Raw genomic sequence first — 13,604 nt, forward strand, 5'->3', positions numbered from 1 at the left:
ATAAAATCGGAAAAGAAGAACTAATATATTAATATTTGTTATTATGAGCAAACTATTGACTGTAAAGCCAATAGTGGAGGGAATTGTTAATTATTTCTTGACAAGTTGTTTCAGGTATTCACCATATCCGCTTTTGCCGTATTTTAATGCGGTTTCGAGGAGCTTTTCTTCATCAATAAATTTATTCCTGAAAGCAATCTCTTCAATGCAGCCGATTTTAAAGCCCTGTCTTTTTTCAATGACGCTTACGAATTCCGATGCATCATGAAGAGAATCGAATGTTCCTGTATCAAGCCAGGCAGTTCCTCTGTCCAGAACACCTACTTCGAGCTTGCCTTTTCTAAGATAGACGTTATTCACATCCGTTATTTCAAGCTCACCACGTGCGGAAGGCTGTATATTCCTGGCGATTTCCACCACTTCGTTATCGTAAAAATACAGTCCGGGAACGGCGTAATTTGATTTAGGGTGAATGGGTTTTTCTTCGATAGAAACAGCTTTGAAGTCATCATCAAATTCTACCACACCATATCTCTCGGGATCAGAGACGTGATACGCGAAAACAACACCACCATCCGGTTGGGTTTTATTTTTCAATAAAGTTCCCATTTCGGAACCATAGAAGATATTATCACCTAAGACCAATGCAGCTGAATCATTTCCGATAAATTGATCTCCTAAAATAAATGCCTGTGCCAATCCGTCCGGGCTGGGCTGTACCACATATTCTATATTACACCCGATCTGGGAGCCGTCACCCAGAAGTTTTACAAAACCTTCCTGGTCGTGCGGGGTAGTGATGATTAAAATATCTTTTATCCCGGCCAGCAATAATGTGGAAAGAGGATAGTAGATCATCGGCTTGTCATAAACAGGCATGAGCTGCTTACTTACGGCAATGGTAAGAGGGTAAAGTCTGGTTCCGGAGCCTCCGGCTAATATTATTCCTTTCATCTTTTATTTTTTTATGTTTTCTATGGCATAATCCAACTGATTCTTAATATTTAAATCAAGAGTTGGAGTTATTAAAAATGCTGAATTATCTTTTGATAACTGCCCTCCGATAGCTTTGTGGAACTTAATGAGTTCTTTTAATTTCTCTTCAGAGATGAAAGAAAAAGAGCTATATAAGGAGGATTTTACATGATCAAAATTAAAATTATTAATAATGGAGCGTGCCTGTTCTTTGGTGAGAAGTTCTTTAGGCGGGTCTACATTGTAATCAAACATTTTAAGCTCCAGATAATTTTTTGCGTAATGAATGACAGACTCTTTGTAATGGGAAACTTCTATATACTCATCAATCAGCCGTTTCTGTGAAAGATTGGATGCGGCAGGAGGTGGAGGCAATTGCTGGGCACTTCCCCAAATAGAAAATAATACAAAAAGAAATAATGCAATACGCTTCATCCGGCTAGTTATATTGTTTATCGTAATACTTCTGGTAATCTCCGCTCGTTACATTTTCCAGCCATTCCTTATTTTCAAGATACCAGTCAATGGTTTTTCCTAGTCCCTGTTCAAAAGTTACAGAAGGCTTCCAACCCAGTTCTTTATTAAGTTTTGTAGCATCAATGGCGTAACGTTTATCATGGCCGGGTCTGTCTTTTACAAACGTAATCAGCTTTTCGGAATATCCTTCAGGTTTTCCTAATTTAGAATCCATTTGTTTGATCAGCTCTTTCACCAAATCAATATTCTGCCATTCATTGAAACCTCCGATGTTGTAAGTTTCGCCTGTTTTGGCATCATTAAAAATCTGGTGGATTGCTCTGGCATGGTCAATAACGTATAGCCAGTCTCTTGTATATTTTCCGTCACCATAGATCGGGAGTGGTCTTTCATTGATAATATTGGAAATACAAAGCGGAATCAGTTTCTCAGGAAAATGATTCGGGCCGTAATTATTAGAACAGTTGGAAACAATAAACGGCATTCCATAGGTATTTCCGTAAGCTCTCACCAGATGATCTGACGCGGCTTTGGAAGCGGAATAAGGAGATTGAGGATCATAAGAGGTGGTTTCAAGGAAAAAACCGGTTTCACCTAAACTACCGTATACTTCATCTGTGGAAACATGGTAGAATAAATTTTGTCTTTTCTCATCAGGAAATCTTCCGTGGGTATGATCAGGATTTAACGTCCAGAATTCCTTACACAGATTAAGAAGATTAGCCGTACCATTCACATTGGTATTGATGAATGCCATCGGATCGGTAATGCTTCTGTCAACATGGCTTTCCGCAGCCAAATGTACAACAGCGTCCGGATTGTATTTTTCAAAAACCTTTCTTAATTCTTCGGGTTTTGTGATATCTGCTTTTTCGAAAACGTAATTAGGCTCATTTTCGATGTCTTTTAAGTTTTCCAGATTTCCGGCATAAGTAAGCGCATCAAGATTGATAATAGTGATGCCGGGATTGTTTTTTACAAATTCTCTTACAACATGGGAACCTATAAAGCCGGCTCCTCCGGTAATAATTATATTTTTCATTTTAATGTTTTGAAAAAATTTTAGCGTTAAAAATATTAAAAGTACTCATAATAAAGGAAAATGCAATACCCGATTGAAAAAATCAATATGGGTATACAGGTATTCTTAATTGTTTAGAATAGATCAGTATGATGTCAGATGTTCTGTTGAGAACCAACTTCCTTTATGATATACCTTTAGTTTAAGATGGTTTTTCTTCCGATACTTTTATAATAGAATCCGTTCTGTTCGGGGATTTCCAGAGGATACATATTTCTTCCGTCAAAAATAGCTTTATTGTTCATTTTTTCAGCCATAAGCTTGAAATTAGGGTTTTTGAACTCCGGCCATTCTGTAGCAATAAATAAGGCGTCGGCATTTTCTAAAGCCTCGTACATCCCTTTTGCATATTGGATTTTATCCCCAAGGATTTTCTGAACATTATTTTCCGCTATCAGATCGTAAGCAACAATTTTTGCTCCTTTTTTCAATAAAAGTTCAATGTTGTCAAGAGATGAGGCCTCTCGGATATCATCGGTATTGGCTTTAAATGCCAGGCCCCACATGGCAATTGTTTTACCTTCAACACTTCCGCCGAAATACTTTTCAATTTCAGAAACCAGAATTACTTTTTGGGCAACATTCACATTCTCAGTAGCTTCTAAAATCTGGAAATTAAAATCTTCCTGTTTTCCTGATTTAATCAGTGCTTTTACATCCTTTGGAAAACAGCTTCCTCCGTATCCGATACCAGGGAATAAGAACCTGTTTCCGATTCTGTCATCACTTCCCATTCCTAATCTTACCTTATCCACATCAGCACCTACTTTTTCACAATAGTTGGCGATCTCATTCATAAATGTAATCTTTACAGCTAAAAATGAGTTGGAGGCATATTTGGTAAGTTCGGATGACTTTTCATCCATGAAAATAATCGGGATTCCGGTATTTGTGAAGGGCTGATAAATCGTAGACATAATATTTTTTGCCTTTTCCGAGCTTGATCCTACCACCACTCTTGCAGGGTTCATAGAATCTTCAACGGCAAAACCTTCTCTGAGAAATTCAGGATTTGAAACCACATCAAAAGGGATGGCTGTTTTTGAAGCAATGACTTCCTGCACTCTGTCGGCAGTACCTACCGGAACCGTACTTTTGTTTACAATGACCTTATATTCTGTCATCATCTTACCAATGTCATTGGCTACCTTCAGTACATAGGACAGGTCTGCAGAGCCGTCTTCTCCCGGAGGAGTGGGCAAAGCCAGGTAAATCACCTCGCTTTTATCCAAAGCTTCTTTTAAGTCTGTCGTGAAAAATAGTCTTTGAGACTGAATGTTTCTTAAGAACATTTCTTCGAGGTTCGGCTCATAGATGGGAACAATGCCGTTTTTCATATCCTCTACTTTCTTTTCATCAATATCAACACAGTATACTGAATTGCCAAGTTCTGCAAGGGTAGTTCCTGTAACTAGTCCTACATAACCTGTTCCTACAATCGTTATATTCAAAATGTATGTTTTTAAAGTTTGTGACAAAAATAATAAAAATACTTTCAAAACTTCTTTAAATTTAATGTTAACTTATAGGTCTGATAATAAGATGATTTTGCTTTTTCAGAAAAAAAGTGTATATTTGCAATGGATTTACGGAAAAATAATGGAAAGGCTTCGCAAGAAAGCCTTTTTTCGTACAGGTAAACCAAGTTAAATATATGGAGTTTAGAAAAAAAATTGAAGAATTATTAAATGGCTTCCTTGAAACCAGAACAGATTTATTTCTTGTCGATTTAAAGATTTCTGCAGGGGATGACGTTACGGTGATTTTAGATGGAGATAATGGAGTTACTTTGCAGGACTGTCTTGATGCGAGCCGTGCGATAGAGTTTAACATGGATCGTGAAGAACATGATTTCAGCCTGCAGGTGATGTCTGCCGGATTGAGTGAGCCTTTGTCGACTCCAAGACAGTTTAGAAAAAATCTGGGAAGAGAGATTGAAGTGATGTTTGAAGATTCTTCCAAAATTGAAGGCGAATTGTCTAATGTGGATGAAGAAAAAATCACACTAACCTTACGTTACCGGAAACCAAAAGATATTGGAAAAGGTAAAGTAGATGTGGAGGAGGAAAAAGAAATTCCTTACTCAGAGATAAAAAAAGCATTAGTAGTAATTAAATTTTAAAAAAGAAAAAAGAATAAATGGATAATATAGCGTTGATTGAATCCTTTGGTGATTTTAAAGACGAGAAGGGGATCAGTAAAATTGATCTTATGGCGATTATTGAAGATTCTCTGAAAACTCTTTTAAGAAAAAGATTTGATTCAGATGATCATTTTGATGTGATTGTGAATCCTGATAAAGGAGATTTTCAGATATTTTTGAATAAAACGATCGTAGAAGATGAAATGTCGGAAGATGATGATTTGGAAATCGAGATTTCTGAAGCAAAGAAGATAGACCCGACTTTTGAAGTGGGAGAGGATTTTACAATGGAAATTCCGGTAGCTCAATTGGGAAGAAGAAATATCCTTACTTTGAAGCAAATTCTGGCTACAAAATTGCAGGAGCACAACAATGCTATGCTGTATGAGCAGTTCAGAGACAGAATCGGGGAAATTGTTGTAGGAGAAATTCACCATATTCGTCACAAACATGTAATTTTGCTGGATGATGAAGGGAATGAATTTATTTTGCCGAAAGAAAACCAGATTCAATCCGATTTCTTTAAAAAAGGTGAAAACATCAGAGCGATTGTAGAAACCGTAGATTTTAAAGGATCTAAACCGCAGATTATTATTTCCAGAACTGCACCTAAATTCTTAGAGAAGTTATTAGAGCTGGAAATTCCTGAAATCCAGGATGGAACCATTATGCTGAAAAAAGTAGTGAGAATTCCCGGAGAGAAAGCGAAGATTGCAGTAGATGCTTATGATGACAGAATAGATCCTGTAGGAGCCTGTGTGGGAGTGAAAGGATCAAGAATTCACGGCGTTGTAAGAGAGTTGAGAAATGAAAACATCGATGTTATTCAGTGGTCTAAAAACCCTGAGATTTTGGTGAAGAGAGCTTTAGGAAACGTTACCATCAATAAAATTGATATCAATGAGGATAGCAACTATGCATTGGTTTATACCCCGGTTGAAGAGATTTCTAAAGTTATCGGTAAACAAGGTCAAAACATAAGACTGGCTTCTTGGTTGACAGGATATGAAATTGATGTGTACAGAGAATCCAGCGAAGATGATGATGTTGAATTGAGAGAATTTAATGACGATATCGAGCAGTGGATTTTGGATGAATTTAAGAAAGTAGGTCTTACTACGGCAAAATCGGTGTTGGATAAAGATACTGAGAGTCTTTTAAATATGGTTGATCTTGAAGAGGAAACGATTGAAGATGTTAAACGTATTCTAAGAGAAGAATTTGAAGATTAAGATTTTAAATAAATTTTAATAAACAGTAAAAAGAAATACTTTAATTTTAAGAATTAAAAAACAGTAAATAATATAGATGCCAAAAATTAGATTAAATAAAGCGGTTAAGGAATTCAACATATCGATGTCCCGACTAGTGGAGTTTTTACAATCCAAGGGCTTCGAGGTTGAAAGCAATCCTAACGCTCAATTAGAAGAAGCGGCATATTCTGCATTGGACGCTGAGTTTGCCAAAGATGGTGAACAACGTAAAGCTTCCCATGAGGTGGTGATCACAAAAGTTCCGGAAGAAAAACTGGAAATTGAAGAAAAGAAAACCCCTGAAGTAATAAGAGCTAAAGCTAATAAGCCTGAAACTAAAATTTTAGGTAAAATAGACTTAGAAACTAAAAAACCTGAAGTTGAAGAAGCTCCTGTTGCTGCACCTGTAGCAGCAAAACCGGTTGAAGAAGAAAAGAAAGAAGAAGTAGTGGCACAGGAACAGGAAGTGAAAGCAACACCTGAAAAGCAGGAATTCAAAGTTTTAGATAAAATTGATCTGTCTCAAATAGAATCTAGAAACAGACCTGCTAAAAAAGATAAACCAAAAGTGGAAGAGAAAAAAGCAGAGGAAAAACCAGTTGAGCCTGTGAAAGAAGCTCCAAAACCGGTTGTAGAACAACCTGTAGCTAAACCTGTAGAGGATAAAGCTGAACCTCAGAAAACTGAAACTGAGCCACAATCTCAGGAACCACAAAAAATTGAAACGGTCTATCAGAAACTTGATGGTCCTAAAATTGTTGGTGAAAAAATTGATTTGACCCAGTTTGCTCCGAAGCCGAATGCAGGGGCTAAAAAGAAAAGAAAAAGAATTGAAAAACCTGGTGGCCCTAATCAGCCAAACCAAGGTAACAACCAACAAGGCGGAAACAACAACAATAACCAGCAAGGTGGCGGTAACAGACCTCAGGGTGGAAACCAGGGGAACCGTCCTCAAGGGCAGGGTGGACAAGGAAATCGTCCTCCGGGCCAAGGTGGTCAGGGTGGAAACCGTTTTGGAAACAACAATCAGGGAAACCGTCCTCCTGGTCAAGGTGGCGGATTCAAGAAAGGTGGACAAAACAACAGACCCGGGCAAAGAGTTATGCCGGTTGAATTAACTGACGAACAGGTTAAAAATCAAATCAAGGAAACCCTCGAAAAACTTACCAATAAAGGAGGAAAATCCAAATCTGCTAAACACAGAAAAGATAAAAGAACCTTCCGTAGAGAACAAGATGAACGTCAGCAGGAAATTGACGCTCAGGACAGAACATTAAAAGTTACTGAATTTATTACAGTAGGCGAATTAGCCAGCTTAATGAATGTTTCACCAACAGAAGTTATTTCTGCTTGTTTCTCATTAGGAGTAATGGTAACGATGAACCAAAGACTTGAAGCAGATACTCTATTATTGGTAGCTGACGAGTTTGGATATAAAATTGAATTCTCAGATGCTGATCTTGAAGAAGTAGAATCTGAAGAAGATATGGATACTGAAGAGGATCTTTCTCCAAGAGCTCCGATTGTAACGGTAATGGGACACGTTGACCACGGTAAAACATCATTACTTGACTACATCAGAAAAACCAATGTTATTGCCGGTGAATCAGGAGGTATTACCCAGCATATTGGTGCATATAACGTGAAATTGGAGAACGGGCAGAGAATTACATTCTTGGATACACCAGGTCACGAAGCGTTTACAGCGATGAGAGCCAGAGGTGCTCAGATTACCGATATTGCCATTATCGTGATTGCAGCGGATGATGATGTGATGCCTCAAACCAGAGAAGCAATTTCCCACGCACAGGCTGCAGGGGTACCAATGATTATTGCTTTGAACAAAGTTGACCGTCCAAATGCCAATCCTGATAATATCCGTCAGCAGCTTTCAGGGATGAATATCCTTGTAGAAGAGTGGGGTGGAAACGTTCAGGCGCAGGAGATTTCTGCGAAGTTCGGTAACAATATGGATATCCTATTGGAAAAAGTATTACTTCAGGCAGAAATGCTTGATCTGAAAGCTAATCCGAATAGAAATGCTCAAGGAGTCGTTATTGAAGCTTCATTAGATAAAGGAAGAGGATATGTTGCCACGATGCTTGTGCAGACAGGAACATTAAGAGTAGGAGATTATGTTGTGGCTGGTAAAAACCACGGTAAAGTGAAAGCTATGCTTGATGAAAGAGGTAGAAACCTTTCAGAAGCAGGTCCATCTATTCCTGTAACCATTTTAGGTTTAGACGGAGCGCCTACAGCAGGTGATAAGTTTAAGGTGTATGAAGATGAAAGTGAAGCTAAAACAATTGCCAATAAGAGAGAACAGCTTCAGAGAGAACTTTCTATCAGAACGAAGAAACATACGACTCTTGAAGAACTTGGACGAAGAATTGCGTTGGGTGAGTTCAAAGAGCTTAATATTATCTTAAAAGGTGACGTTGATGGTTCGGTTGAAGCATTATCAGATCAGTTACAAAGACTATCCACAGCAGAGATCAATGTAAACATTCTTCATAAAGGTGTGGGTCAGATTACTGAATCTGATGTTAACTTAGCAACCGCTTCTGATGCAATTATTATCGGATTTAACGTAAGAGCCGGTGCAAATGCTAAAGAATTGGCAGAAAAAGAAGAAATTGAAATCAGAACCTACTCTGTAATCTATGCTGCTATTGATGAAGTAAAAGAAGCAATGGAAGGTATGCTTTCCCCTGAAATTAAAGAGCAGGTAATTGGTAATGTAGAAATCAGAGAAATATTCAAAATCTCTAAGGTAGGAACGATTGCCGGCTGTATGGTTCTTTCAGGAAAAGTAACAAGAAATTCCAAAGTAAGAGTATTGAGAGATGGTATCGTGAAGTTTGACGGAGAGCTTGAAAGTTTGAAACGTTTCAAAGATGATGTGAAGGAAGTAACTAAAGGTTACGAATGCGGCTTGAACCTGAAAGGGTACAATGATATTGAAGTAGGTGATATTCTTGAAGTTTACGAAGAAGTAGCTGTTAAGAAAAAACTAAAATAATTCACTTTTTATAGTAAATCAAAAACCACTTTTTTTAAAGTGGTTTTTTTGTTAAAGAAATATAAATTTATAATGGTTCTAAATAATATTTTAACGATTAGTAGAACTTTGTTAAACATAATTTGATTGGTAAATATTCTATTTCTGTAAAAGGTCAAAATTCGGTTATTGTTAAATTTTATTCATTTGTAAGTCATTTTAATCATTATTTACTATAAACATAATAGTAATCACGTTGTTAAAAAGTTGTTAATGTTAAAATTTATTAACATATTTGCCCTCTTAAATATTAAAATTTGTTAATATGAATGTGAAATTACGTGTATTAACAGCTGGTGTTTTGTTTTTTACAGGCCAAGCTGTGATTGCCCAAACAACCAAGAAAGATACTGCAACTAAAGAGCAGCAGATTGAAGAGGTTGTGATGGTAGGTTTTGGACAAAAGAAAACTGTTAACGAGTTAACAGGAGCAGTTGGTAATATCAAAGCTGAAGCATTAGAAAATGTTCCTGTAGCATCTGTGGATAAAATGCTTCAAGGTAGAGTTTCTGGGGTTCAGACAGGTAATGCATCTGGGCAACCAGGAGGATTTGCGACAGTAAGAGTAAGAGGTATATCATCTGTAAATGGGGGAGTAAACCCGATATACATTGTTGATGGTATTAGAGTAACATCTGGAGATCCTACCAGAGGAGCAATTACTGCCAATGCTCTTGCCAACCTAAATACAGAAGATATTGAGAGCATGACGGTTCTTAAAGACGCTGCTTCAACAGCAATTTATGGAGCTGATGCTGGTGCCGGTGTTGTAATCATTACAACAAAATCGGGGAAAAGAGGGAAGCCAAAAATTAATATTAATTTTGAACACGGGACAAACTCCAGAGCAATTGAGGGACAAAGAGGTTTAAATACTGACCAATATAGATATTTATTATCATATACATTTGCTAATAATCCTGCTGCACTAGGTGAATCAACTCTTACTCCTGAACAGTTTATAACCAATGCAATTAATGGTAATTATGGTGCTGATCTTAAAAATATTTATACTACAAGTAATAATACTGATTGGAGAAAAGCGTTAAGCAGAACAGCTTATCAGCAATCAGTTAACGCATCAATCAGCGGAGGTAATGATAAAGTAACTTATTATAATTCAGCAAACTATTTTTTACAGGAAAGTGAAATAAAAGGGTCAGACTTTAAGAGAATGGCTTTCACAAGTAAAGTAAATTATGATGCATCTGATAGATTAAAATTCGGATCTGATATTCAGTTAGGTTATAGCAGAATTAATACATTGAATAATGGTGGGGCATTCTCTAACCCAATGTTGACTGAATTATTTGCAAGACCTACAGATCCTGCTTATAATGCTGACGGAAGCTATTACTTAGGAACGAATGGAAGATTAAGTAATAACTTGTTTAACAATGCTTATTTAGCTGAAAATAATTATTACAGAGCAGAAACTGCAAGAGTTTTTGCAACCGTTAATGCAGATTATAAAATTTTAAAGAATTTAAACTATAGATTTGTTCTAGGTGGTGAATTCCTGAATGTTGAAAACTCTACTTATTTGAATCCAAGTCATGGAGACGGATATCAGGTAAACGGTAGAAAAACTGAATCAATTGAAAGATTCTTTAACTGGAACTTACAGAACATCTTAAGTTATAACTTCAAAATTGGTGATAAAAACAATTTTGATGTTCGTATAATTCAGGAAGCTTATCAGAGACAAAACCATGCAGTAGGTGCAAGTGCAACGTCTGTAGGTTCTCCTACTCTTGAAACATTATCAAACTTCGTAAAGCCTGCATCATTCTTCGGAGAAAGAGGCCAGAGCTCAAGAATGGGATATGCAGGTGCGATTAACTATAACTATGATAGATTAGTTACTGTTGATGCTTCTTATAGAAGAGATGCACTTTCAAATTTTACACCGGATCAAAAATGGGGTGATTTCTATTCAGTCGGTTTAGGTGTTGATCTTGCCAGAATTAACTTCGTAAAACAATTGGAGCAGATTTCTATGTTCAAATTAAGAGGTTCTTATGGTAAAGTAGGTAATCAGATTACAAGTAGCCCATATTCATTACTTGGTTTCACTACCAATTATAATGATCTTGCTGCAGCTACTTATGCAGGTGTTTATAATCCATATTTAAAATGGGAAGTAATTAAGCCGCTAAGTGTTGGTATTGATGCTGGTTTGTTTAAAAACAGATTGACCTTCACTGTTGAATATTATAACAAGAAAACAACAGATCTTGTTTTTGCTCAACCGTTATCATTGGCACAAGGGCTTGCTTCTATGGATAAGAACATAGGATCTTTAGTAAACAAAGGACTTGAACTATCTGTTAATGGAGAAATCATTAATAATGATAATTTTTACTGGTCATTAGGAGGTAACTTTAGTACATTGAAAAATGAAGTTACTGAATTGTATGGTGGGCAGGATATCATCTCAGGCTCTACTATATTAAGAGAAGGAGAAGCTGTGGGAACATACTATATGAGAAAATGGGCAGGAGTAGATGCCTCAAACGGTAATGCATTGTGGTATAAAAATGGTGTGGACGGTGAAACAACTTCAAATTATAACGAAGCTCAGCTTGCTGTACAAGGGAATAACTTCTCTAAATATTATGGAGGTATCAATACAAGAGTACAATACAAAGGAATTAGCTTAGAAGCTTTAGCTACTTATGGATTTGGAGGAAAAGTATTGAACGACTGGGCTAATTATACTCAATCAGATGGTCAGTATTCTTACAACTATCCAGGTTCTACAGATCAATTGGATTTCTGGACTCCGAATAATCCAAACGCAGCTAATCCAAAACCGATTTATAACAATGCAACTTTATCCAACAGAGTATCTACAAGATATTTATCAAAAACAGATTACTTTAGATTAAGTAACGTTAAGATTGGATATAAATTTAGTGCAGATATGTTAAAAGGAACAGGAATGACAGGATTTGAAATATATGTTCAAGGGAATAATATCTGGACACATCTTTATGATGATACTCTAAGATTTGACCCTGAAAACAACTTGAACAATTCAAATAACCTTAACTTGCCTATACAAAAAACATATTCATTAGGATTTAACCTACAATTTTAAAAAGAAGAATAAAATGAAAAATAGTATATTGAAATATGCGTTTGTATGCTTAACTGTGGGAGCGATGACTTCTTGTAGTAAAGATTTTGTAGATACAGAGTTTTATCAGTCTATAGAGCAACGTCCACTTGTTTCCATCGAAGAATTGGAATCTACAGTGAGAGGGCAATACAATGCAATGAGAAATGCAACTTATTATGGTTGTGATTTTCCAATGATCACTGAAATTAGAAGTGATAATATGTTTAGTAATAACGCAAGTGGTTATTACAATACAGTAAGTAACTATTCAATGCTATCCAATGATGCCTATGCATCAGGACCATATACTCAAATGTACAGAACGGTTGCTTTAGCCAATTTGGTTATCAATAACACACCTCCTGCACCTTTGACTTGGAAAGCAAGTGCTGACCCTGCAACAATAGCAGCAAAAGAAAAATATCTTAGAGGACAATCCTATGCGGCTAGAGCATTAGCTTTTTTTGATGCATTAAGACTTTACGGGCAAGAGTATGCTGGCGGAACTTTAGGAGTAGTTATTCCTACAAAATATAGTCCGGAAACATTACAAGCCAGAGCATCTGTTACAGAAACAAGAGCTCAGATTGAGAGTGACTTTAATAATGCAATTTCTTTAATGAGCCCTGCTTTAGATGTTTATACAGATAAAACAGTATTGAATACTATTGCTGTAAAAACTATCATGTCAAGATATTATCTTTACAAAGGAGATTTTGCAAAAGTAAGACAATTAGTGGATGAGGTTGTAGCAGCTAACAAATACTCTGTAATCGGAAGAGGTGATTATGCTAATAGCTTTAAAAGTACTTCAGCCCAAAACTCTATGTTTGAGCTTGCAATAGGAACTTTAGGTGACTTAGGAACCACTTCAACATCTTATAAATTGTTGACGGCACCTAACGGATATGGTAATATGAAAGTATTATCTGCTTTGAGAGGAACATATGCTGCAAATGATATTAGACTGGCTGGTATTTCTACAGGTTTAGTTCTTAACGGGAAGTATACCAATACATTTGATAACATCAAATTAGTTAGATATGAAGAAGCTTTATTAAACGGAGCTGAAGCAGAACTAAATGGGGGTGATGCAACAAAAGCACTTACATATTATAACTTAATCTTGTCAAACCGAATTGCTAATTATACACCAGCTGTGGCTGTAACTTTAGCTGATGTTTATCAGGAAAAGAAGAAAGAATTTGTAGGAGAAGGATTTGGTATGTTTGATCTTTTAAGAAGAGGTCAGCCGATTACTCAAAGAAATACTTCAGGAGCTGCAGTACAGGTAAGAAATGTGGGTAATAATTTACTTGCATTCCCAATCCCGAGAGCAGAAATAAATGTTCCTGGAACTCCGGTTGTTCAGAACCCTGGCTATTCAAATTAATATATAATTTAATTTATATAGAAGCCCACATATTGATGTGGGCTTTTTATTTCCTTTTATTTCTTATTTTTGCTGTACAAAATACAAAGCCTTTTTA

General features: G+C 36.4%; 9 protein-coding genes. 5 read left to right on the forward strand and 4 right to left on the reverse strand.

Going from position 1 to position 13,604, the window contains the following annotated elements:
* Positions 1 to 90: 90 nt before the first annotated feature.
* From rfbA to AB8P06_RS03010, 4 genes are all read right to left on the reverse strand, one after another.
* Positions 91 to 954, reverse strand: coding sequence for a glucose-1-phosphate thymidylyltransferase RfbA (gene rfbA / locus AB8P06_RS02995; RefSeq protein WP_369837671.1), 864 nt, complete (start codon positions 952 to 954; stop codon positions 91 to 93).
* Positions 955 to 957: 3 nt separating this feature from the next.
* A complete protein-coding gene (locus tag AB8P06_RS03000; RefSeq protein ID WP_369837673.1) occupies positions 958 to 1,410 on the reverse strand; it encodes a hypothetical protein in 453 nt (150 codons plus the stop codon).
* 4 nt (positions 1,411 to 1,414) lie between these two features.
* On the reverse strand, positions 1,415 to 2,494 hold the full coding sequence (gene rfbB, locus AB8P06_RS03005) for a dTDP-glucose 4,6-dehydratase (protein ID WP_369837676.1): 1,080 nt from the start codon (positions 2,492 to 2,494) through the stop codon (positions 1,415 to 1,417).
* Positions 2,495 to 2,670: 176 nt separating this feature from the next.
* A complete protein-coding gene (locus AB8P06_RS03010) occupies positions 2,671 to 3,984 on the reverse strand; it encodes a UDP-glucose dehydrogenase family protein (protein ID WP_369837679.1) in 1,314 nt (437 codons plus the stop codon).
* A 203-nt stretch (positions 3,985 to 4,187) separates the two neighbouring features.
* Here AB8P06_RS03010 and rimP point away from each other — a divergent pair, with 203 nt between their 5' ends.
* The 5 genes from rimP (at position 4,188) to AB8P06_RS03035 (ending at position 13,507) form a co-directional block, all read left to right on the forward strand.
* Positions 4,188 to 4,655 carry a ribosome assembly cofactor RimP gene (rimP, locus tag AB8P06_RS03015; protein ID WP_369837682.1) on the forward strand — a complete coding sequence of 156 codons (468 nt, stop codon included), beginning with the start codon at positions 4,188 to 4,190 and terminating at the stop codon, positions 4,653 to 4,655.
* Positions 4,656 to 4,672: 17 nt separating this feature from the next.
* Positions 4,673 to 5,908, forward strand: a complete 1,236-nt coding sequence (gene nusA / locus AB8P06_RS03020) for a transcription termination factor NusA (RefSeq protein ID WP_007847175.1) — start codon at positions 4,673 to 4,675, stop codon at positions 5,906 to 5,908.
* A gap of 76 nt (positions 5,909 to 5,984) precedes the next feature.
* The gene (infB, locus tag AB8P06_RS03025) at positions 5,985 to 8,951 is read left to right on the forward strand and encodes a translation initiation factor IF-2 (protein ID WP_369837686.1); all 2,967 of its coding nucleotides are present in this window, start codon (positions 5,985 to 5,987) and stop codon (positions 8,949 to 8,951) included.
* Positions 8,952 to 9,255: 304 nt separating this feature from the next.
* Entirely contained in the window at positions 9,256 to 12,093 is a 2,838-nt protein-coding gene (locus tag AB8P06_RS03030) for a SusC/RagA family TonB-linked outer membrane protein (protein WP_369837689.1), read from the forward strand.
* Positions 12,094 to 12,106: 13 nt separating this feature from the next.
* On the forward strand, positions 12,107 to 13,507 hold the full coding sequence (locus tag AB8P06_RS03035) for a RagB/SusD family nutrient uptake outer membrane protein (protein ID WP_369837692.1): 1,401 nt from the start codon (positions 12,107 to 12,109) through the stop codon (positions 13,505 to 13,507).
* The last annotated feature ends 97 nt before the right edge of the window (positions 13,508 to 13,604 follow it).

It is taken from the genome of Chryseobacterium tongliaonense, from assembly GCF_041224435.1.
GTDB classification, from domain to species: Bacteria; Bacteroidota; Bacteroidia; order Flavobacteriales; family Weeksellaceae; genus Chryseobacterium; species Chryseobacterium tongliaoense.

Coding starts and splice junctions, on each gene's coding strand:
- AB8P06_RS03035 (WP_369837692.1), top strand. CDS start 12,107: ATGAAAAATAGTATATTGAAATATGCGTTTGTATGCTTAACTGTGGGA.
- AB8P06_RS03030 (WP_369837689.1), top strand. CDS start 9,256: ATGAATGTGAAATTACGTGTATTAACAGCTGGTGTTTTGTTTTTTACA.
- infB (WP_369837686.1), top strand. CDS start 5,985: ATGCCAAAAATTAGATTAAATAAAGCGGTTAAGGAATTCAACATATCG.
- rimP (WP_369837682.1), top strand. CDS start 4,188: ATGGAGTTTAGAAAAAAAATTGAAGAATTATTAAATGGCTTCCTTGAA.
- nusA (WP_007847175.1), top strand. CDS start 4,673: ATGGATAATATAGCGTTGATTGAATCCTTTGGTGATTTTAAAGACGAG.
- AB8P06_RS03000 (WP_369837673.1), bottom strand. CDS start 1,410: ATGAAGCGTATTGCATTATTTCTTTTTGTATTATTTTCTATTTGGGGA.
- rfbA (WP_369837671.1), bottom strand. CDS start 954: ATGAAAGGAATAATATTAGCCGGAGGCTCCGGAACCAGACTTTACCCT.
- rfbB (WP_369837676.1), bottom strand. CDS start 2,494: ATGAAAAATATAATTATTACCGGAGGAGCCGGCTTTATAGGTTCCCAT.